Here is a 23,057-nt window from a genome sequence, read left to right as displayed (position 1 = left end):
ACAAATGGTCCCCCCTACCGGACTTGAACCAGTGACCAAGCGATTATGAGTCGCCTGCTCTAACCGACTGAGCTAAGGGGGGAAAGTGCGGTTGATTATAGAGAAATAATCATTTGAAGTCTATATACAAAAGGATGGTCGTTGGAAAATTGACCATCCTTTTTAGATCTATTATTGCAATACCGAAATATCCGCCACTTGTAAGAACAAGTCTTGTAACGTATTTAAAATCGCTAAGCGGTTTTGGCGTAATGCTGGATCTTCAGCATTTACCATTACGTTATCAAAGAAACTGTCTACTGGTGCACGTAAGTTTGCTAATTTATCTAATACTGTCGTGTAATCGCCTTGTGCGATAAGCGGTTGAACTTCAGTACGTAATGCAAGCACCGCTTCAGCAAGGGCTTTTTCTGCTGGCTCTACGCAAGCGGTCAAATTGATCTCGCCAATTGCAGCATCCGCTTTGGCTAAGATATTGCTTACACGTTTGTTTGCTGCTGCTAACGCTTCCGCTGAATCTAAAGTACGGAAGTGTGAAACCGCACGCACGCGCGCATCAAAATCAGCAGGACGAGTTGGACGACGCGCCAATACTGCTTGAATCACATCCACTGCAATGCCTTCATCTTGATACCATGCACGGAAACGACCGAGCATAAAGTCCACCACATCAGCAACCACGTTTTGATTCGTGAGTTTATCACCGAAAAGTGCGGCTGATTTTTTCACTAAATCTTCTAGATCAAGTGGTAAGTTTTTCTCAACGATAATACGTAATGCACCTAATGCTGCACGACGAAGTGCAAATGGGTCTGCGCTACCTTTTGGTGCTTGCCCGATGCCGAAGATACCCGTTAAGGTGTCAAATTTATCCGCTAAAGCGACCGCACTTGCAACGAGTGATTTAGGTAATTCATCCCCCGCAAAGCGTGGCATATATTGCTCGTTTAACGCCACAGCCACTTCTTCATCTTCACCGTCATGACGAGCATAGTGCATACCCATTACACCTTGTGTATCGGTGAATTCGAATACCATGTTGGTCATTAAGTCACATTTTGACAGTAAGCCCGCACGTTTTGCTTTCGCTTCATCTGCACCGATTTGTTTTGCAATTTCGCCTGCAAGTTGTTCAATACGGTCAGTTTTATCTTTCAATGTGCCCAGTTGTTGTTGGAACAACACAGTTTCTAAACGTGGTAAACGATCAACCAGTTTTTGTTTTAAGTCTGTTTTGAAGAAGAACTCCGCATCGGTTAAACGTGGGCGAACCACCTTTTCGTTACCCTCGATAATCGCGGTTGGATCTTCTGGGTTGATGTTCGAGACAAAAATAAAGTGCGGTAATAATTTGCCGTCTTTGTCATAAATTGGGAAATATTTTTGGTCGCCTTTCATGGTGTAAACCAAGGCTTCCGCAGGCACCGCTAAGAAACGTTCTTCAAATTTTGCCGCTAAAACGTTTGGATATTCCACCAATGAAGTCACTTCTTCAAGCAAGCTTTCTTCAATATCAGCCACGCCGCCAAGTGCGGTCGCTTTTGCTTGAGATTTTGCAAGGATTTCCGCTTTACGCTCATTGAAATCTGCTACCACAGAACCTTTCTCACGCAATAATTGCGGATATTGGTCAGCATGTTGAATTTCAAATTCTCTCTCGCCTAAGAAACGGTGACCGCGAATAGTGCGCGCACTTGCCACACCTAAAATTTCACCTTCAATTAACTCGTCACCCAATAACATAGTAACCGTGTGAACCGGACGGATAAATTGCACGGTTTTGTCAGCCCAACGCATTGGTTTTGGAATTGGCAATTTCGCCAACGCATTGGCCACAATGTCGTTCAGTAAGTTTTTGGTCGGTTGACCTTCAATTTTCGCACGATGAACTAACCATTCACCTTTATCAGTCGCAATGCGTTCTGCTTGATCAACGGTAATACCACAACCGCGTGCCCAACCTTCAGCCGCTTTAGTTGGTTTACCTTCTGCATCAAAAGCTGCAGACACTGCCGGCCCGCGTTTTTCGATTTCTTTGCTTGGCTGTTGTGTGGCTAAGTTCAACACCTTTACCGCCAAACGACGCGGCGCCGCAAACCATTCGATTTTGTCGAAGGTTAAGCCCGCTTGATTCAATTCCGCTTCAACGTTATCCGCAAAAGAGGTCGCTAATGTTTTAAGAGCTTTTGGTGGCAGCTCTTCAGTGCCGATTTCTACTAGGAAGTTTTGGGTTGTCATTTTGTTTCTCTTATTTAAAAATTCTGTAGGTTTAAATTCTTATTTTCTTCGTTATCACTTCTGCCAAATCTCCCCTAACCCCTCTTTGCTAAAGAGGGGATTGGATCTTTGGAGAGTTAAATATTTATGTTCTACTTTAACGTTTTTTAAAGCAGATATTTTAATCTCTATTGAAATTAAAAATGTAAATGGGCCAGTTACAATCAATTTACTAAAGAATTCCCCTCTTTAGCAAAGAGGGGTTAGGGGAGATTTGTCAGAAGTTAATCCAACCTCATACTCAATCAGCCCTTACATTCTCTAAAAACAAATAAATCTGCTCTACTACACTTTCAATTTCACGCATTACTTCATCATTGCTAAATCGCATCACCGTAAAACCAAGTGAATTTAATTCTGCATCTCGCAATGCATCTTTTTCCTGATAATCAGGTTCATAGTGCTGACTACCGTCTAATTCGATAATCAGCTTTGCTTTCGCACAATAAAAATCAACGATATAACTTAAAAGTGGCTTTTGTCGATTAAATCGAAATCCTAATAATTGATCTCGATTGATGCGTTGCCATAGCTTTCTTTCCGCATCCGTTTGATCCACTCGCAATTTTTGCGAATTCTCTTTTAAGTATTTTTCATAGGGTTGCATGAACGCTATTTCTTACCGTTCTCAATCCCTTCACTCAACACCTTTTGAAACTGCTCATAATCACAAAAACCATGTTCATCTTTTTCACAGCCTTTGAGGGTTAATGCTGTCTGGTTTGGTGGTGTCGCCAAACTTAATGGCGTGATATTAATCAGCTGGTCGGTGGTTTGATAAACATAATCCAACTTAAATTTCAATTTGCCACTTGGCTTATGTTTCCACACTTCAAACATCAGTTTTCCGCCAATTGGGATATTTTCCAATGAATCATTCAATTCATAAGGCTCAACACCTAGTGCAGCCAGCAGAGCGACGATATTAGAATCGTGTCCAACCAATAAGTTAATTTTGTTTTCGCTGTTTAGCTGTTGCTGAATAAATGCCAATAACGGGTATGATGCATTTTGTGCCAGCGCTTCGTTGTTTTTAAATAACGTGCGGTAATATTCGTTTTTAATTTCGTTAATTGCACGCCATTTTTCTTGGCTATCCACGCGACCGTTTGCGATTTCTGAATCAGGCTTGCCTACATAATGCGCGAGCAATAATGCACTGACAATTTTCTTTCCAGTGCTGATAGAGCCAGTAATTTTGACTGACTTGCCGTCTTTAATACTGTACTCACCGACTTTTCCACCTAAATCACATTCGCCTTTTTGCAAACAGTTTGGTGAATTTTTGTAATCAATGATTTCACTTAACAGTGCATAATTTGACGCTAATTTTTTCTGTAAAGCGGTTAAATCTACATTATTTTTTGCTAATTCGATTAAGGCTTTACTTGGGTTGTGGACTTTTGTCGTAAAAATTGGATCTTTTTCTGAACCAATTTCTCCACGATGTTGTAATTGCACATTACATCCGGCAAAAGCACCTGCCACAATCGCTTGCCCCGTTGCAACTGTGCGTTGTACTGCATTCGCATAAGCGAAAATACCTTCACCCGATGCACAACGCTCTGTCGTTAATAATCCTTTACCCGCAAGCCATTGCCCTAAATATTGGCCGAAATAGGTTTCTAATACGGTCCCTTTTGCCGTGAGATAACCTGATGGCACATCCCATTTTGCCCATGCATACGGAGAATATTTTGCCATTTCTTGCGGATCTTTTTCCACTGGTGAACGCAATCCGTGCCGGCTGAAAATCAATACTTTCTCTAATTCATAATCAGAACTTGAGGAAATTTGACCATTTTCTGTTGCAAACGCACTACTTGCTAAAGCTGAGCCAAGTAAAAGTGCGGTGAGTTTTAGGGCTGTTTTTTTCATATTCGAGACTTAACCTAACTTTCTATTATGCCTTTAAGACTTAATCATTTAATGTTGAAATTGAGCTATAAAAATTCAAGGCATATTTGGTGCCGTAAACTAACACCATAAATACTGCAACAATATTGACTACCGCAAAAAAGATTAGTTGTTTACTGTTGCTCTCCACCCAGAGCATTTTAAATAATGCGAGCGTACCAATATTTTCATCAAGTTCGCTCTCTCCGCCTAGTGTTCTTAAGGTTTTCAGCATCTCGCGTACGAAAGCGACAGTATTTATTGCCATGACGCTGAGTGCAATAAATCCTGAAGCCAAACTTAAAAACAGCACGAGAACATTACTCCACGCCCAATGTGTCCAATTCAGCTCAGAATACATAAATAACGCGAGTGATAAAAACAACACAGCGGGTGTTAAATTTCGCAAAAACATTAAATAGTCATCACCAATGCTAAATAAAAATTGCAAAAAACTGACTTTCTTCATTACTTTAAAAAATCTCTTTTAATTTGGATTCATCTAAAATAACACGGTCATCATCTAACAATAATGCCGGAAAGCCCGCATAGCCTTGTGCTTTTGCATCATCAAATGCGGCATGACGATCACGCAAACGCAACCATTGTTTCAAATTCGGGATGGAAGATAGTACTTCCACTGCCTCATAATCCACGCCCAAGCGTTTTAACTCTGCCACAAATGGCACAGTATCAGGGCAATCTGCTGCATAATAAAGGATAGGTTTCATTATTCACCTCCTTGTTCTGCTGCCGCAGTTGGATTTAATTTCGGGTCAGCAATTTTCGTTAAACGGTTACGATCGCGATGTTCAAATGGCGCATCATAATTCGGGATAATCATGGTTGTGGTTTGATCATATGACCAAGAGCCATCATCATGAAATTTTACCGTCATTTCAAAACTTTCCGTGGTAAATGAACGCTCTAAGAACGGATTCGAAATAATACCGTTTGTTAGTGAACCACGTACTGCTTTTACCGTAAACTCTTTCGCATCAGCCGGTGCATTACCGACAGCAATAAACGTTTGGCCACGTGGAATGCTACCTGTTAATAAAATATTGCCTGTTTCAGGCTCCCATAACCAATAGCCCACTTGATCGTGAAACGTCTCCACTTCGCCTGGTTGTACAATATGGGTGTGATAGCGTAATCCATAATAGAGTTGCGGACCATTGGTTTGCGCATCCGTTGGATGGGCTTCGTAACGTTCGATATAAGGATCTTTTTCTGGCCCTTCTGCTTTCGGGTTGATATCCACACCACGCTTACCTTCCCAAACACCCGCTAATCTAGCTAATGGGCCTAAATTCGCGAGTGTATTAGGATCAGTTTCTGCTTCCGTGTAGATATCGTCTGGGTATTGAAAATCTTTCATCATTTTCTCCTTATATCGTTGGGTTAATGCTTAAAGTACGGTCGTTTTTCGCTTTATTTTTTACAACCAGGGAAACCTAAGGCTTCACGGCTGGCATAATAAGCTTCCGCCACGCCTTTAGTGAGCGCGCGAATACGTAAAATGTAGCGTTGACGCTCTGTGACCGAAATCGCCTTACGTGCATCTAACAAGTTGAAGCTGTGTGCCGCTTTTAAAATGCGCTCGTAAGCCGGTAATGGTAACGGACGTTCTAATTCTAATAAACTTTTCGCTTCTTTTTCGTATTGATCGAAGCAGTAGAATAAGAAATCGGTATCTGCGTATTCAAAGTTATAAGTTGATTGCTCTACTTCATTTTGGTGGAATACATCACCGTAAGTGGTTTTGCCAAGCGGGCCGTCAGACCAAACTAAGTCATACACAGAATCCACGCCTTGAATGTACATGGCTAAACGCTCTAAACCGTAAGTTACTTCACCTGTTACGGGTTTACATTCTAAGCCACCCACTTGTTGGAAATAAGTAAATTGGGTCACTTCCATACCGTTTAGCCACACTTCCCAGCCTAAACCCCAAGCCCCTAAGGTTGGGTTTTCCCAGTTATCTTCCACGAAACGGATGTCGTTTTGTGTTGGATCAAAACCGAGCATTTCAAGGGAACCTAAATAGAGTTCTTGAATATTATCTGGAGAGGGTTTAATCACCACTTGGAATTGATAGTAATGTTGTAAACGGTTCGGGTTTTCGCCATAGCGACCATCGGTTGGACGACGTGAAGGTTGCACATAAGCAAATGCCATCGGCTCTGGGCCTAACGCGCGTAATGCAGTCATCGGGTGAGAAGTCCCTGCGCCCACTTCCATATCAAAAGGTTGAACAACGGTACAACCTTGATTTGCCCAATATTCTTGCAAGGCTAAAATCATGCCTTGGAATGTTTTTACGTTGAATTTTGTACTCATAATTTTTTTAATAACAATGTGATGAAAAATACAGGCATTATACTTGAAACTATAAGGCGGATAAAGGCGAAAAAGTGCGGTCAGAAAAATCCTTAAATTTTTTATTTCTCTTAAATTTCATTCATTTTGATGATGAGTTATTTTCATCATGAGAGATTTGCTTGCCAGGCCTCAAATGTGTAAACTGCTGGCGCTTTTATACAGACTTTTATCCTAGGGATTTTAAAATGAAAAAAAATGTGATTACTTCAGCGATTTTATTAGCAATTCCAGCATTAGCGGTAGCTGAAGACGTGGCAAAATTAGATGTGATTAACGTCTATTCTGCCTCAGCTACCCCAACTAGCCTTCATCAAACAGCTTCATCTGTTACCGTTTTAACCGAAAAAGATTTTGCACAACGTGGTGCGACTTATGTCAGTGATGTGTTGAAAACTGTACCGAGTTTAGCGGTAAGCGCGTCGGGCGGTCGTGGTACCTTAACCAATGTATTCTTACGTGGTGCAGATGCAAACCACACTGCCGTAATTATTGATGGCGTGAAAGTGAACCCTGTTTCTGGTTATGGCTTTGATTTCGGTGGCTTAGCATTAAGCAACATTGACCGCATCGAAGTATTACGCGGCGAGCAATCTGCCCTTTGGGGAAGTGATGCGATGGGTGGTGTGATTTATATCACCACGAAGAAAGGCTTAGAAAAAGGCAAAACCTTCAACGTCGATTACGATTTTGGCACAGGCTCGAATCGTACGGTAGATGGTTCATTAACCCTTTCAGGCTCAAACAACAATTTCTATTATGCTTTACATGGTGACAGTCACCACACCAAAGGCATTTCAGCACTCAGCAAAAACCGCTTTAACTACACTGCGCAAGATGGCACAGCGGTAAGTACCGGTGGCTCAAGCGAACGCGATAAATTCCATCGTGATAACGCTTCTCTTCGTTTCGGCTATGACGATAACCAAAAAGGTTTCGATTTCTTAACCTCTCACAGCAGCCAAACTGCTAACTTTGATAACAGCGCAACGGATGAAAAAGGCCACTACACTCGCACACGTGACACCTTATTCAAATTAAGTGGTTTCTTAGGTAACGATGATGAATTGCTTAAACACAAAGTTGGGGTAAGCCATCTCAAAACTGACAGCGATACCGTTGGCTACGCATCAGCTTACGATGCGAAAAAACTCAACGCAAACTATCAATTAGACGTCAATTTCGATCGTGAAGGCCCCCTCACGCAAGGTTTAAGCTTCTTAACTGACTATCAAAAAACAGATTTCAACTCGTCTTATTTCAACAATGCTGGCAATAAAAAACTTGTTGAGAAAAGCTTAGCGGCAGAATATCGCTTATTGCACGATGCAGATCATAGCTTAAATATTAGCGGTCGTTACACTGACAGCTCTGAATATGAAAACTCATGGACTGGCCGTATTGCTGGTGCTTACCGTTTACACAATAACGTGAAAGCACACGCCAGTTTTGGTTCAGCGATTCAAAATCCGACGATCACTGAATATTACGGTTACAACGCGCGCTATATCGGCAACCCGAATTTACAACCAGAGAAAAGTTTAGGCGGCGATGTTGGTTTCTTATTTGAAACCAATGATGGTCGTCATAGCTTTGATGTGACTTATTTCGCTCGCAACGTGAAAAATGCGATTAGCAGCGAAGTAATCAACTTTACCACTTATGCAAGCCGTGCCGTAAACCTTGAAGGTAAGAGCAAAGTGAAAGGTGTTGAAGTGGCTTACAACGGTAAAATCACCGATGCATTAACTGCTTATGCCAACTACACTTACACTCAAACTCGAGACAGCAAAGGCGCTGAATTAGCACGTCGTCCAAAACATTTGGCGAACGCGGGCTTAGCATACCAAATCACTGAAAAATTGGGTGCGGATGTAAATGTATCTTACACAGGCAAACGCATGGATACCTACTATTCTCCGACCTACACAACACATAAAGTGAAATTGCCATCTTACACCTTGGCAAACTTAGGCCTGAACTATAAAGTGGCGGATAGCTTGACGATTTATGCGAACCTTAACAACGTATTCAATAAAAAATATGAAAACGTACTGGGCTATGGTCAAGAAGGACGTAATGTTTACGTTGGGTTAAAAGGATCGTTCTAATTCTTCCTTACCTATAAGGGCGTGCTTAGCACGCCTTTTTACATTCTTGATGGCGTAGCGTATCATTAACCCTATGCAAAAAACTCGCTTAATTTTAACCGCACTTTTCCTTCCGTTTACCGCTCAGGCTTCGGAACAATTTGTCTCGCTTACGCTTTGCAGCGACAGACTACTTATTGAACTGGCAGAGTCTTCGCAAATTGCCGCGCAGTCGCCTTATTCGAAAAATCCGTTGATGATGTTGGATAAAATTAATACCGATAAACCTATTCTGGAACCGCAATTAACGGAATTATTGCCCTATTTGGATAAAACCATTCTAATTAACGAAACCTTTTATCCCCAATTAGTCGCAGAACTGAAAAAACTTGGTGTGAAGATTATTCCCATTAACGACAGCCCGCAAACGCCAGATGAATTATTTGCGCTGATTCTAGACTTAGGCAAACAACTAGGTAATGAGCAAAAGGCGGCTGATTTAGTAACAAAACTCAAATCGCAAAACTTTCACTTAAATCGACCGCTTACTGATACACTGATTTTGTCAGAAACTGGTGTGGTAGAGAGTTATTATCCGCAATATCCTGTGCTGTTAAATTTACTCGGATTAACACCGTTAAAAACACCCCTTACCGCACAAAATTTCTCGTTAGAAAAAGTGATTTTAAGCCAACCGAATGTGCTCATTTCACTGACTGACAAACAAGGTTACAATGCACAGGCTGAATTACTGCACCACCCTATGTTGCAAGATTTTTTCAAAAACCAACCGCTTGTAAGCATCCCGATGAAATATACCTATTGCTTTGATCACGGTGTGTGGCAAGGGGCGGAGAAGATTTATCAACAATTAAAATAATGTAGCTGACAAATCTCCCCTACCCCCTCTTTGCTAAAGAGGGGAATTCCATTATTAAATTAACTCTAGATGACATATTTATATGTCTTTATGTATAAATGATTAGAAGAAAACATCAGAATTATAAATCTTGACACTATAATCCCCCTCTTTAGCAAAGAGGGGTTAGGGGAGATTTGACAAAATCAAATTAACAAATGATATTTGGATTACATAGGAAATTGATCATTGACCAAAACACTAAAATTAAATACCGCACTTTTCTTCGCGTTGCTGCTGATTAGCGGCTTTGCGATTTATCATCAGCTCGGCGATTTCGCCCATCTCAAAAATGCGGATGGCGTGCTCACCGATATGCGCTCGATGGTACTGTGGGATATTCGTTTTCCGCGCATTGGTTTAGCTTTATTGACGGGCGCTAGCCTAGCGATAGCGGGCAATGCGATGCAAGGTATTTTCCAAAATCCATTAGCGAGTCCGGGCTTACTCGGCAGTAGTTCTGGAGCCACAGCGGCTAGTGTATTTATCCTCTATTATTTTGCCGTGCCATTTTCACTGCTCTTAGCTGGTGGTGTGATTGGTGCGCTTTTAAGCTTTTTCATCGTGTATTTGATCGCCAAAAACTACGGCACCACAATGATGATTCTAAGCGGCTTAGCGGTCAATATGTTGCTTGGTTCAGCAATTGCATTATTACTCTCCAACGCTGAAAGTCCATGGGCACTAGCTGAACTTTATCGTTGGCTACAAGGCTCATTGATGTGGGCAAAATTAAATACTTTGCTTATTTCACTCCCGATTGTTCTGGCAGGGGTTTTCTGCTTATACCACACTCGCCGATACTTAGATTTACTCACCTTTGGTGAAGAAACAGCAAGCACCATGGGCGTGGATCCGAAACGTAGCTTTTTCATCAGTACCTTTGGTGTGGCCTTATTAGTCGGTGCGACCATTCCGCAAACCGGTACTATTGGCTTTATCGGCTTAATCGCGCCACACTTCGCCCGTATTTTACTGAAAGCGTGCCCATCACAGCTTTACCTTACGAGTGCGTTAATTGGGGCATTATTGCTGTTACTGGCCGATTTAGCGATTTTATATATCCCACTGTTTTCCCATATTTACATCGGTACATTGACCGCACTTATCGGTGCCCCTTGCTTGATTTGGATGCTATTAACGCAACAGAGAAAAATCTATGATTAGAATTGAAAAACTCACCCAATCCTATTGCTTAAATGACATCAACTGTACGCTTCCATCAGGTAAATTGATCGGCATCATGGGTGCCAATGGTGCGGGGAAATCCACATTATTAAAAACTATTGCGGGTATCTTGCCCCTCAAACAAGGAGAAGTTTGGTTTGATAATCAGCCATTAAGCCAAATGAATGCAACTGAAAAAAGCCAACACATTGCTTACCTTGCACAAAATACGCAAATTCATTGGGATTTATCCGTTTATGATGTGATTGCGTTAGGCTTAGCAGCTCCGTTACCAAAAGAAAAAGAGCGGTCAAAAATTCAAGCGTTTTCAGAAAAATTTGCGGTAACGCATTTACTCGATAAGCCATTTCAAAAACTTTCTGGTGGCGAAAAAGCACGCGTACAACTCGCTCGTTGCTGTATTAAAGAATCCCCTGTTTTATTGGTCGATGAGCCGATTGCGCCACTCGACCCTTATTATCAAATTGATATGATGGAACAACTTAAATCACTCACACCACAACACACATGCATCGTCGCAATTCATCACCTGTCGTTGGCTTATCAATTTTGTGATGAAATTATTCTATTAGAACAAGGCAAATTGTTAGCAGTCGGTGAAACTCAAGCCGTGTTAAATGCGGAAAATTTGGCGAAAGCCTTTCATATTCGTGCTGAGATTGATCCTCTGGAAAAGGCTATCTCAAAAATTGAAAAGCAATAAAAATAAAAGCACTTAGATATTCACTAAGTGCTTTTTTTATAGAAATGAATTACGGTTGGATTTCTGAATCTACGAAGAAATAAGCAATTTCTCGTTTTGCGCTTTCAACGCTATCAGAACCATGGACAGAGTTTTCACGCTGGCTTAACGCGAAGTCTTTACGGATAGTGCCTTCTGCCGCCTCAGCTGGATTCGTTGCACCAATCAAAGTGCGGTAATCTTTCACGGCATTTTCTTTTTCCAACACAGAAACCACCATCGGGCCAGAGAGCATATACTCCACCAACGGATCAAAAAATGGTTTACCTTGATGTTCTGCATAGAAACCTTCCGCTTGTTCTTTGGTTAATTGCACCATTTTAAGGGCAACGACACGGAATCCCTGAGATTCAAAACGCCCTAAAATAGCACCAATTAAATGACGCTTTACTGCATCGGGTTTGATAATCGAAAAAGTACGTTCTACCATAAAATCCTACTTAACTTGCTTTCGTTACTAATAAATTTGCTAAAGTTTTTACACCAATTCCGGTTGCACCAACCGCCCATAAATCACTACCTGATTTACGATAAGTGGCCGAACAATCAATATGCAACCAACCTTGTTGATAGTTTTTCACAAAATACGATAAAAATGCCGTTGCAGTACTCGCCCCCGCCACAACTGGCGCAGTGCCTGTATTTGCAATATCTGCAAAAGAAGAAGTAATTTGGCTACGATGGAACGCTTCAAAAGGCAAACGCCAGAACGGTTCATTTTCTTCTTTGGCAGCTTGGAATAAGCTATTTACCAACGCATCATCCATAGAAAGCACGCTGTGGTAATCATTACCGACTGCAACTTTCGCCGCTCCCGTTAAGGTTGCACAATCAACAATAAATTGTGGGTTTTGACTATCGGCTTCAATTAAGCCATCCGCCAATACCAAACGGCCTTCCGCATCAGTATTTAAAATTTCCGCGGTTACACCATTTTTATATGTGATGATATCCCCTAATTTAAACGCATTTCCGCTCACCAAGTTTTCTGCACAGCATAGATAGAGTTTTACACGTTGATTTAAACCGTGCGCAATGGCAAATCCTAATGCCCCCGTTAATAACGCTGCGCCGCCCATATCTGTACGCATAGTGCTCATGCCATCACTTGGTTTGATGCTATAACCGCCACTATCAAAAGTAATACCTTTGCCGACTAAACACGCTAATACCGGCGCATTTGGATCATTAGTCGGGTTAAAATCTAATTGCAACATAGTTGGTGGATTAATAGAACCACGCCCCACCGTAAAGATCCCGTGGTAGCCTTGCTCTTTTAACGCTTCGCCAGAAATGATTTGAAAACTGACCGCACTTTTATCGGCATAATTTTCGGCTTGTTTAGAAATAAAATCAGCTGCGCGTTCTGCTAATTTAACCGGGGTAAGGGTTTGTGCCGGTTCATTAATAATGCCACGCACAAAATCACCACATTCAATACGAGCCAATAATTCATCTTGTGGCTCGTCATCTAAATGAGGAAATTCAATCGAATAATCTTGCTTCGCCGAGTAAAAACCTTGATAAAATGCCCAGCAATTTTCTAACGCCCATGCATCACCTACAAGTTCAACGTCTTTAATGCCTTGTCCACGTAACTTACGTGCGGCTTTTTGAACTAAAACAAGGTTCGATTTTTCATCATCTTTAAGATGAATAACAGCTTGATCTTGATTAAAACTTAAAATGGCATTTTTGCCCCAACTCTCCGAAGCGGGAGCCGTTGATAATGTAATTTGCATGTGGTTCTTCTCCTTTATTTATTGCATAAGTTACTTTGCTAATAAGCTCCGGTCTTCTTCCATACAACTTTAAATGTTTTAAATAGAATCACGATATCATTCCATAAAGACCAGTTTTTAGCATACCAGGTATCAAAATAGACTCGAGTATCGTAACTTACGTTATTTCGTCCACTAACCTGCCACAAACCTGTCATTCCAGGTTTTGCCATAAGATAATAGTCAACATCATCCTGGTAATAAAGCAACTCCTCTTTCACTATTGGTCTAGGGCCCACCAAACTCATTTCACCTTTAAGAACATTCCAAAGCTGTGGCAGTTCATCTAGACTTCTTGCTCTTAGCCATCTTCCAATTGGTGTAATACGAGGATCATTTTTAAGTTTAAAATCTTTTTCCCATTCTAAACGAGCATCTTTATCCGTTGCTAAAATTCTTTCTAAAACTTCATCAGAGTTATTTACCATAGTTCTAAACTTCAAACATTTGAATTCTTTTTTATTTTGACCAATTCTTGAATGCCCATAAATTAGTTTTCCACCATCTTTCTTAATAAGAAAATACAATGGGATACATAATGGAAATAAAAAAATCAAAAGAAAAGAGGCACCCAATATATCAAAGACTCTTTTAATAAATCGAGAAGACCGTTTTGCTAAGTTATTATTTACTCGAAACAGTACCATTTCATGGCTAAACAAAAAAGACATATCCGTACCATAAAGTGGAATACCTCGGAAATCAGGAATAACTGATATTGAACGACAACCTTTTCGAATTAAATAACGCAACCAGAAATCTTGTTTTACTTTATTTTCCTCATCTACAGCAAGAATAAACTGCGTGAACTCTGGAGAAACCAGTTTGATCAATAACTCAGGGTTATGGCGCATTACTGGCACACCTTCAATAAACTCTGACTTATATTCTTCAGTAGTTATAAACAACTTAATATCAAATCCTAAATATGGTTCATTATTTAATGCATCAAATACTTCTTTCGCATTCTTGCCATTTCCAATAATGATAGTTTCTTTTAAATACCACCCTAATTTAATAAGTAAATTTTTGATTGAAATTCGTCCCAATGGAACTAAAGTAAAAACCAAAAGCCAAGTTACAGACCAAAAATAACGAGAAACATAAAGACGGGAAAAAGCAACTATAGCCAGCTCAATAACAAAAATAATTAATAATGTTCTAAATATTTCTTTTAGCTCAAACCAAAATGGCTTGCGATAGGTATAATGACGCAAACGAATCCAAAACCAAATAACACAGCAGACTCCCATAAGACAATGTATAAGAATAAAAGAGGAAAGCTGCTCGACAGGAAAATATTGTTCATCTCGCCCACTAATTTCAAGCAAAAAGAAAGATGATAAAAAAATAGAAATCGCAAAAGAAAAAAAATCTATAGAAATTTGAAAAAACTTAATAAAATTGGCTCTATTCATGTTACTTATTCCAATATCCTTTATGCATACTAAGTGCCTTACACCACTTATAAGGCAACATATAGTAATAATAACCTAATTTAAAACCAATTAATTTAGCCAATGTAGATAGTATTGCCTTAGGAATTAAATGCGGTGACTTTATAGATAAAAACTTTAATTCTGACAATACAAATCTTTTCCCCTCAGAAGCAGCCTTACCAAATTTTTGTTGAATCCATTTCTGTTCTTGCTGAAATACACCTGTATCAAAATAACGTTGGAATTCTTGTTTTAGTGTATAGTTATGACTGTGAAATACTGTTGCCTCAGCGCAGTAAGCAACTTTATATCCCGATAAAATCATTTTTGCCGTTAAATACATATCTTCCGCTAGAATAGTGTTATCCGGGAATCCACCTAATTCCTCAAAAACTGATAGACGATAGGCAGCAAAAGAATTTGACATAAATGCTACTTTTATTCCAAGTGTAGAAATATCTACCTGTGATTTAACTTTTGATTCAGACGGATAATTAAAATAGCGGGCATGAGCGGCTAACAGTGTTGCATCATGATGTGGCAACTGTCGTCCACAAACAGCAGCCACTTCAGGATCTACAAAGGGAGCAAGCAAATTCGCTAACGAATCTGATGAAGCTAAAATTGCATCTTGAGTCATAAATACCACTACATCAGTAAAACTTTTGCCAAATTCAACCGCTTGATTACGAGTTCCACCATGGTTAAAGGCGGATTGCGGAATAGAATAGATTGAAAATCCTGCTTCTTCCGCTAATTTTACCGTATTATCAGAAGAGGAAGAATCAATCACAATTACTTTATCAGCTTTTAAGGATTGGGATTGATAGGCAACGATCCAATCTTGCCATTTATTACCCGCGTTATAAGTTGGTACACATAATACAAATTGAAGAGCGGCCATTTTTCGTCCTTATTTTACCAAAAGGGATAATAGCCACTGCTTTAATTTTGGCACACTTTGGTACTCTCTTTTTGAAGAGGGAGGTAAACAATGTGGTTTGCCATATTGTGTAGTAAATTGTTCAAACATTTTAACTTGCCGGATTGCCTGACGAATATTTTTCCAGTAAGACTTAAATCGAATAAAATAATAAAATAGACGCAATTTATGGTTAAACACCCCCACTTGATTTTGGCAATGTTGACGATAATCTAGTAAAGGCTTATCTATAAATTGTATTTCACCATAATAACGTGCTAACAGTGCCAACCACCAATCGTGCATATAAAGATCGGAAAGTTGAATATAAGATAAAGAGTTAAGTGCCAGATTGCGTAAAGCACTATTGATCATACAGGCTGCGCCTTGCACACAATTTTTATACAAAATCGAATCATCACTTAAGCATTTCGCACTCAAAGCCTGATAAGTAAAAAAACTTGGCGAAATTTCATTATTTTGTTCATCAATCAAACGAGCATCACTGAAAGTCAGAGTTGGGACATTACTATTTTGTTTTTTAGCCATTTGAGCAAATTCTGTGATCTTGTCCAAGTGCCAAATATCATCTTGATCCGCTAAAAAAGTAAAATCTGCTTCACAATGCTTTAAGGCAGACAGAAAATTAGCGATTACGCCTTTTTTAGGACCTTGTACAATTTGATAAGCCGCAAAGTTAGCCTGAGCAAAAATTTGCTGAACAATAGCAAGGGTTTCATCGCAAGAACCATCATCAGATATAATAATTTTTTGTGGCAGAATAGGCTGCGATAACATGCTCTTTAGTTGTTCTGATATGAAAGATGCACCATTGAAGGTGCATACAATAACATTATAATTAAAATGTTTCTTATTAGTTTTCTTTATCATCTAGATTTTTAGAAATAGCTTCTGAGGGAATATTATTCACATCGTAAGAGAGGAATGATAATAATAGGTATATTCCAACTAAAATAGGTAATAATGCAACAACAATAGTACCTGTTGGTGTTTGAACATTTAATCCCGTATTAACAAACCAATGATATAACCCAAATATGGTACCAAATAAACTCAATGAGATACCAAATATAAGTTCTAACGAAGCTACATTAAAGTCTTGTAAGAAATACTTATAGAATATCCGCTTAGAAAAATTTTTCAGATTCCCTTTAAGAAAAGGGAAAAATATCTTATTGATTTTCAAATTGGATATTTCGTCTCCATATACAGCAATCATTGGTATGTCCATAACCTTAGCTTGTACTAAATTAAGATGAAATAAAATATCACTTTCAAAGAAATAACGTTTTTGTATCTTATCTAATGCTAAGCGTTTTAGTACTGCAGTACTAATGGCTGTATAGCCATTAGTAGGATCGAATGTTTTCCAATATCCAGAAGATAATTTAGTTAAAAAAGAGAGTGCTATATTACCAAATAGACGGACTTTAGGCATTGAACTTGCATCTGAGAAATTGAAAAATCGATTTCCTTTTGTGTAATCGGCTTCACCGTTGACAATGGGCGTAATAAATTTTCTAGCTAATGTAGGATCCATTTGATCATCGCCATCAATTTTGACAACAATATCCATATTATCTTCAATAGCTTGACGGTACCCAGTGATAACAGCCCCACCAACACCTTGATTTTCTTTGTGAAAGATAACCTTAACTCTTGGGTCTGTAATGTTGTCTTCTACAAATTTGCCACTATTTTGATCGCATTTATCATCTACAATATAAATAACATCAATATAATCAGGCATCTTTGAAATTACACTTTTGATATGTGCAATAACTCGATAGCTTGGAACAACAGCCGCAATACGTTTATTTTCTATCATATATGAATCCTATTTTAATTTTTATAAACCCAGATCTTGGATATAATGAAAGTAGTAACTGCAATAACTGGAAGTGTAATTACTTTCGCTATTATAATATCAATATCTAAGAATTCTGTTAGAAGATACATTAATATGATTGTATTAATATAGTTCAATAAAACAAGAATGAGGTATTTTATTAGATTTCCGATACTGGCTTTATCTTGAAAAGTAAAGTATGTGTGTGAAAAATAATTAAATACCAGTCCTAATATAAATGCCAAAGAGATAGATAGTTCATTATTCCATAATAAAATCTTATTAAATAAGTATAAGCTCCCTATATCAACTAAAGCTGAGCTACCACCTACAAAAAGAAATATAACGAATTGTTTGTGTTTTTCTAGTTTCATAGATTACTCACAGTTGTATATGGCATTAGGATTCTCCATTTTTATTTTATATTCCCCAAGAGATTTGTCTTGAGAGATAATACAAATTTTAAAATTTTCCTTTTTACTCTCATCAAACATCAATTTTAGTGTGAATCCTGAATTATCAAGTGATTCATTATTTAATGCTTTAGATACATCATTTCTTCTGTTTCTATTAATGTATTCAATTTTATAATTGCTGTTAGTATAAATTAATAATTTTTGATTACTGTCTTTAAAATCAGAAAGCATCCCCCAACCTCTAATAAAAATACTACTATCATTAACCTTTAATTCATCGATAAAGCCATTGTATTCTAGGCTAGACGGTATAGAGTTAATTTCCTCATAATCAAGTTTATCTGATTTCTTGGTAAAAAGCTGATTAGAAAATAACAATAAATAATAAAACAAGGGGAGCAATATAAAAAATGTAGCTAAATACTTTAAAGTGGCATATCCCTCCTTAACTTTTAAAAACGGAAAAGCAATAATGAGTAGAGGAAAGTATGGAATAAAGTATCTAGCTTGTACCCCTGCAATCTCTTTTCCACCTACTTGAGTAAATTGTAAATAGAGCAATGTAAAAATTAACACTGTAATTAAAACAAAAGAAGATATTGAGAATATTGATAATAGCGAATTTTGTTTATTTTCTTCTTGATCTTGAATAAAGAATGAAAGTATTAAACCAATTAAAAATAGGTAGCTAAATATATTTGGTATATACATATAATAAGATCTATCAGCATACCCCAACTGCATATTTAAAAAGTTATAACTAAAAATTGATTTTATTAGTGTAGTTAAAAACTCACTAAAATTATGTATAATGTATGTTATTTGTTCAAGTGTATTAACATCATTTTTTCCGTGATAAGCCCCTGTATTAATATCTTTAATAAGATAAAACCAACTCAGAGTAAATGCTGCAAATAGCAATGCAGAGAAAAATAGTATTAGACTAAATTTAGTGATCTTTTTATTAGTAATGTAATTTTTAAGTATTAAAGGGATATACAGCACTATAAGCATAAATGTGGGCATTTTTGAGATAATTACTCCAATAGATATAATCAAATAAAAAATAATAGATGATTTATCAATTTTATTACTTTTAGCTATTCTATTAAATAAATTGAGAGTATATGCCGCGAATAAAAAACTTATTGAAAAAGATATTGCATCTGCGGTAACAGAAGATAATGTTAGTATAGTAGTTGGTAGTAAAAAAATAGCACAAAAAGCCAATTTATGATAAGGAAGCACTCTTACAGTGGCTAAAATAAGTAGATAACAAAATATGAAATTTAATAATTTCATAAATTTATATTCATTTACTATATTTAGATGCAATATTTTATTAAAATCTGCAGCTAAAACATAAATTCCATAAACAGCAGGAACATAAGGTACTGCGCCTGTTGCTATATGAAAATGTTTATCTTCAGTATAATCTAGATCATTATAATAGTTACTCCAGTCATCACTAATAATTGAGTCTTCTCCTGAAGAAAGAGATGCAACAATTTTTGACATAGAGCGATCAATAAATTCCTGATGATTTTTTGATATATCCCCCCCCCATTTAGAGTTATCATTATCAATGGATTTAAAAATATCACCATTAGATAACTGAATAACTCTAGCATAGTGGATTTGTTCATCTAGCCAAGACATCGGAGAACGATAAAATATAGATAATATTCCAGAGATAAAAATAATAGATAATAAAAATTTAATTAATTTCTCATATTGTTTATCTTTGATTTTAAAAAAAGACTTTTCCATATTTAATTCATACCTGTATGATACATCAATTTGTCTTTTAAACTTCCAAGATTCCAAGCTCGACAGCGAATACGCTGATCATTAACATATTCATTTAATAAATCTTGATCAAATAACTTACCTTGCTCACGAATTAACATCCATTCTGTAATTTGTCTATAGACTAAATCACGTTTTAAGAATGGAAAACCAAACTCATCGATAATAAAAAATGGACAAACTACTATCATCCCAAATCGATCTATCATACGAGAAATTTCTTGTTTTAAAGAGGCAGTATAATAAGCTATGTGTTCTGGTGTAGATTTTTTATCATAAAAAGCAAGACTTAAAGATTTTAGACTTGAGATAACATTTTGATCTAAGTGTTTATTCGCTGAGGCTTCAATTAAGAATTTTTGCAGGGTCTCTTTTGAACTAACAATTTTATTGATAACATTATCTGTGCTTAAAAATACAACTGGTTTAAACCCATCTTTTAAAATAGATGCAGAAAGTTTAATTTCTCCATTATGAATATTCAAACGTCTATCATCGCTAATTAAGAAATTATCCCAAAACTTAATAAAATTGGGTGCTTTTAGCACATTATGTGAAAATTTTAAGAAATAAGATTGAACGTGATAACCTGGTTTTCCCATATATTCCGCAACACCAACAAAATCTTCTTTTTCACTTTTAATGAGGAAGTCAATAAATCGATTATCTTTTTGTTTTAAATTAGCAAAAACAGAATCGTTACAAATAATAAGGTTGTTAGGCGTTACATTTTTGTGACGAAGTAAACGGATAAATTCTTTATAAGTACCGAAGTCACGTCCAATATTCGCACGTTCGCCCATAAAGACGACTTTATCGTTAAATTTTTCAACAAAATCTGAATTTAATGTACCATTAGAAATCGCTACAATTTTATAATTTAATTTTTCTAACATTTGAAAATATCTTTCATACATTAGAAATGATTTAGGAGCATAAACAACAAACAAGATAACATTTTCATTATTTAATGAAGTGTAGTCAAAAGCTTCAAATTGCTTAATTGGCTTGATCGTACCATTAGGGTTAGATTTTGAGTAATTTTTAGCAGCTTTACTCATTTTATAGCGTTCTTTGATTAAGAAAGAAAGCATAGAATTAAATAAAAATTTTTCTTTAAGAATATGGAAGATTTTTTTTAACATAAAAAATAACCTAATTAAACGTTGACATATATTGTTGGCCTACCAAATTCACATCACCTTGTGCTTTTACAATACCTTTATCAATCCAAATGGCGTATTGGCAAAGCTCTTTTACTTGTTCAATAGAGTGAGATACAAAGAGAAGCGTTGTACCACCACTTAATAACTCTTCCATTCTTGCTTTACATTTTTGTTGGAAAGCATAATCTCCGACAGCTAATACTTCATCTACGATTAAAATATCGGGTTTTGTTACGGTTGCAATGGCGAAACCTAAACGGGCAGACATTCCTGATGAAAAATTCTTAATAGGCACATCTAAAAAATCATTAAGCTCAGCAAAATCAACAATTTGTTGGAAATGCTCTTCTATGAATTTTTTGCTATGCCCTAATAACGAACCATTTAAAAATATATTTTCACGCGCAGTTAACTCAGAATCAAATCCAGCACCTAATTCAATTAACGGTGAAATCGAACCATTAATTTCAACACTACCTGTGTAAGGGTCAATAATTCCACTAATTAATTTTAATAATGTAGATTTTCCTGAACCATTTGTTCCAATTAATCCCCAAGCTTCGCCTCTTTTTACTTGCAAATTAATATCTTTTAAAGCAAAGAATTCCTGAAACATCAGTTCTCGTTTTAAAAGTTTAATTACATATTCTTTTAAGCCACTGATATTACCAGAAGCTTTATTGAAGCGTACGGAGGCATTTTTTACATTTACAACGATGTCATTCATTTCTTACCTCCGTTAAATATAAAGAATAAATTGGTTTTGTTTACGTTTAAATACCCAATATCCAATAAATAAGAAAGCAAAGGCAACAATAAATCCTTGAGTTAACCATTCTAATGGCAATGGATTACCATTTAAAACGACATCTCTAAATTGCGTAACGTAACCATACATTGGATTTAAATTGTCATACCACCAACGATATTCTTCTGAAATAATCGAAACAGGATAAATAATTGGCGTTAAATACATCCAAATAGAAATAAATACACCCCATAAATACTGAATATCTCGGAAAAATACTGCAGTGGCGGCAAGAATAAGGCTAACGCCTAAGCTGAAAACATAAACTTCAAGTAATACAACAGGAAACCAAAGAATATTCCAAGTAAAAGAAACTTGAGTGAATATCATCACTAATACTAATGCAACAAGTGAAAATAATAAATTAACTAATGAACTTGTTACTTTAGAAATAGTAAAAATATATTTAGGAACATAGGTTTTTTTTAGTAAAGGTGCATTCCCTACGATAGAGCTTACAGCCATTGTTGTTGCTTCACTAAGAAAGCTGAATAATACTTGTCCACTTAGTAAATATACTGCAAAGTTTGGAATATCAAATCTAAATAATTGCGAGAAAACAATAACCAATACAGTCATCATTAATAATGGATTTAAAATACTCCAAATATAACCTAAATAACTGCGGCGATATTTTAATTTGATATCTTTAATGACTAATTGTCTTAATAACTCTTTGTAGTGTAATAATTCAATTAATCCAGTTTGTTTTTTCATAAGAATCTCAATACGAATGTAAAACAATAGAATCTAAAAGATGAAAGGGGGGAAGTTTATGCAATACCCCCATATATTTGCAAGATCTTATTTAAATTTCACTGTTTCCGCCAACACTTTACCTGCTAAATCCTTAGCAGATAAACTCGGCTCACCTTCAAGAGGCCATTCAATACCAACGGTCTCATCATTCCAAATTAAAGAATGCTCTGCTTTAGGATTATAGTAATCAGTACATTTATAAGTAAATTCAGCTTCATCAGTTAAAACATAAAAGCCATGTGCAAACCCTTCAGGTACCCAAAGCTGACGTTTATTTTCAACTGACAAAATTTCACCTACCCATTGTCCAAATGTGGGAGAGAATTCCCGCATATCAACGGCAACATCAAATACGGCTCCAGATACTACACGCACTAATTTACCCTGTGTATTTTCAGTTTGATAATGTAATCCACGTAACACACCTTTTATTGATTTAGAGTGATTTTCTTGCACAAAAGTACGATTTGCTACATTTTGTTTAAACCATTCATCACGGAAGGTTTCCATAAAGAAACCACGTTCATCACCGAATACTTGAGGTTCTAATAATTTTACATCGGGAATTTTAGTATCAATAACTTTCATTATAA

Annotated in this window: 23 protein-coding genes and 1 tRNA gene; 4 read left to right on the top strand and 20 right to left on the bottom strand. The window is 37.0% G+C overall.

From position 1 onward, the window contains the following. Positions 1-5: 5 nt before the first annotated feature. The 8 genes from DPV81_RS05910 to glyQ form a co-directional block, all read right to left on the bottom strand. Positions 6-82 (bottom strand) — tRNA-Ile (locus tag DPV81_RS05910). Between the two features lie 89 nt (positions 83-171). Further along, entirely contained in the window at positions 172-2,238 is a 2,067-nt protein-coding gene (gene glyS / locus DPV81_RS05905; protein ID WP_111387262.1) for a glycine--tRNA ligase subunit beta, read from the bottom strand. Between the two features lie 280 nt (positions 2,239-2,518). Beyond that, complete coding sequence (locus DPV81_RS05900; RefSeq protein ID WP_111387260.1) at positions 2,519-2,884, bottom strand: endonuclease domain-containing protein; 366 nt, start codon at positions 2,882-2,884, stop codon at positions 2,519-2,521. Between the two features lie 5 nt (positions 2,885-2,889). Continuing rightward, positions 2,890-4,155, bottom strand: a complete 1,266-nt coding sequence (locus tag DPV81_RS05895) for a histidine-type phosphatase (RefSeq protein WP_111387258.1) — start codon at positions 4,153-4,155, stop codon at positions 2,890-2,892. Positions 4,156-4,195: 40 nt separating this feature from the next. Then, positions 4,196-4,642 carry a hypothetical protein gene (locus DPV81_RS05890; RefSeq protein WP_111387256.1) on the bottom strand — a complete coding sequence of 149 codons (447 nt, stop codon included), beginning with the start codon at positions 4,640-4,642 and terminating at the stop codon, positions 4,196-4,198. 4 nt (positions 4,643-4,646) lie between these two features. Beyond that, on the bottom strand, positions 4,647-4,904 hold the full coding sequence (locus DPV81_RS05885) for a hypothetical protein (RefSeq protein ID WP_111387254.1): 258 nt from the start codon (positions 4,902-4,904) through the stop codon (positions 4,647-4,649). Then, entirely contained in the window at positions 4,904-5,554 is a 651-nt protein-coding gene (locus DPV81_RS05880) for an FABP family protein (RefSeq protein WP_049371715.1), read from the bottom strand. Before DPV81_RS05880 ends, DPV81_RS05885 begins: the two co-directional genes overlap by 1 nt. Before the next feature lie 53 nt (positions 5,555-5,607). Further along, on the bottom strand, positions 5,608-6,516 hold the full coding sequence (glyQ, locus tag DPV81_RS05875; RefSeq protein WP_005695296.1) for a glycine--tRNA ligase subunit alpha: 909 nt from the start codon (positions 6,514-6,516) through the stop codon (positions 5,608-5,610). 227 nt (positions 6,517-6,743) lie between these two features. Between glyQ and DPV81_RS05870 the strand changes: the two genes are divergently transcribed. The 4 genes from DPV81_RS05870 (at position 6,744) to DPV81_RS05855 (ending at position 11,455) form a co-directional block, all read left to right on the top strand. Then, complete coding sequence (locus DPV81_RS05870) at positions 6,744-8,666, top strand: TonB-dependent receptor plug domain-containing protein (protein WP_111387252.1); 1,923 nt, start codon at positions 6,744-6,746, stop codon at positions 8,664-8,666. 73 nt (positions 8,667-8,739) lie between these two features. Beyond that, positions 8,740-9,525 (top strand): substrate-binding domain-containing protein, encoded by a 786-nt coding sequence (locus DPV81_RS05865; RefSeq protein WP_111387250.1) that lies wholly within the window; start codon positions 8,740-8,742, stop codon positions 9,523-9,525. Positions 9,526-9,753: 228 nt separating this feature from the next. Continuing rightward, positions 9,754-10,731, top strand: coding sequence for a FecCD family ABC transporter permease (locus DPV81_RS05860; protein ID WP_111387248.1), 978 nt, complete (start codon positions 9,754-9,756; stop codon positions 10,729-10,731). Further along, the gene (locus DPV81_RS05855) at positions 10,724-11,455 is read left to right on the top strand and encodes an ABC transporter ATP-binding protein (RefSeq protein WP_111387246.1); all 732 of its coding nucleotides are present in this window, start codon (positions 10,724-10,726) and stop codon (positions 11,453-11,455) included. Before DPV81_RS05860 ends, DPV81_RS05855 begins: the two co-directional genes overlap by 8 nt. A 49-nt stretch (positions 11,456-11,504) precedes the next feature. On the opposite strand, the gene ndk is transcribed toward DPV81_RS05855, so the two are convergent. The 12 genes from ndk to rfbC form a co-directional block, all read right to left on the bottom strand. Further along, positions 11,505-11,924, bottom strand: coding sequence for a nucleoside-diphosphate kinase (ndk, locus tag DPV81_RS05850; protein WP_111387244.1), 420 nt, complete (start codon positions 11,922-11,924; stop codon positions 11,505-11,507). A gap of 10 nt (positions 11,925-11,934) precedes the next feature. Further along, positions 11,935-13,236 carry an aminopeptidase PepB gene (pepB, locus tag DPV81_RS05845; RefSeq protein WP_111387242.1) on the bottom strand — a complete coding sequence of 434 codons (1,302 nt, stop codon included), beginning with the start codon at positions 13,234-13,236 and terminating at the stop codon, positions 11,935-11,937. A gap of 38 nt (positions 13,237-13,274) precedes the next feature. After that, the gene (gene wbaP / locus DPV81_RS05840; RefSeq protein WP_111387240.1) at positions 13,275-14,693 is read right to left on the bottom strand and encodes an undecaprenyl-phosphate galactose phosphotransferase WbaP; all 1,419 of its coding nucleotides are present in this window, start codon (positions 14,691-14,693) and stop codon (positions 13,275-13,277) included. A 1-nt stretch (position 14,694) separates the two neighbouring features. Then, positions 14,695-15,618 (bottom strand): glycosyltransferase family 2 protein, encoded by a 924-nt coding sequence (locus DPV81_RS05835; protein ID WP_111387238.1) that lies wholly within the window; start codon positions 15,616-15,618, stop codon positions 14,695-14,697. 9 nt (positions 15,619-15,627) lie between these two features. Next, positions 15,628-16,527: a glycosyltransferase family 2 protein gene (locus tag DPV81_RS05830; RefSeq protein WP_111387236.1), complete on the bottom strand. Its 900-nt coding sequence runs from the start codon at positions 16,525-16,527 to the stop codon at positions 15,628-15,630. Next, entirely contained in the window at positions 16,511-17,485 is a 975-nt protein-coding gene (locus DPV81_RS05825; RefSeq protein WP_111387234.1) for a glycosyltransferase family 2 protein, read from the bottom strand. Before DPV81_RS05825 ends, DPV81_RS05830 begins: the two co-directional genes overlap by 17 nt. Positions 17,486-17,499: 14 nt before the next feature. After that, complete coding sequence (locus DPV81_RS05820; RefSeq protein ID WP_111387232.1) at positions 17,500-17,880, bottom strand: GtrA family protein; 381 nt, start codon at positions 17,878-17,880, stop codon at positions 17,500-17,502. A 3-nt stretch (positions 17,881-17,883) separates the two neighbouring features. After that, positions 17,884-19,692, bottom strand: a complete 1,809-nt coding sequence (locus DPV81_RS05815; protein ID WP_111387230.1) for a DUF2142 domain-containing protein — start codon at positions 19,690-19,692, stop codon at positions 17,884-17,886. A 2-nt stretch (positions 19,693-19,694) separates the two neighbouring features. Then, a complete protein-coding gene (locus DPV81_RS05810) occupies positions 19,695-20,876 on the bottom strand; it encodes a rhamnan synthesis F family protein (RefSeq protein ID WP_111387228.1) in 1,182 nt (393 codons plus the stop codon). A 10-nt stretch (positions 20,877-20,886) separates the two neighbouring features. Then, a complete protein-coding gene (locus DPV81_RS05805) occupies positions 20,887-21,624 on the bottom strand; it encodes an ABC transporter ATP-binding protein (RefSeq protein WP_111387226.1) in 738 nt (245 codons plus the stop codon). A gap of 12 nt (positions 21,625-21,636) precedes the next feature. Continuing rightward, positions 21,637-22,422, bottom strand: a complete 786-nt coding sequence (locus DPV81_RS05800; RefSeq protein ID WP_111387224.1) for an ABC transporter permease — start codon at positions 22,420-22,422, stop codon at positions 21,637-21,639. A gap of 87 nt (positions 22,423-22,509) precedes the next feature. Next, entirely contained in the window at positions 22,510-23,052 is a 543-nt protein-coding gene (gene rfbC / locus DPV81_RS05795; RefSeq protein ID WP_111387222.1) for a dTDP-4-dehydrorhamnose 3,5-epimerase, read from the bottom strand. Positions 23,053-23,057 lie beyond the last annotated feature (5 nt).

It is taken from the genome of Haemophilus parainfluenzae (genome assembly GCF_003252795.1).
Taxonomy (GTDB): Bacteria; Pseudomonadota; Gammaproteobacteria; order Enterobacterales; family Pasteurellaceae; genus Haemophilus_D; species Haemophilus_D parainfluenzae_K.
This window is presented reverse-complemented; position numbering and strand designations above follow the sequence as displayed.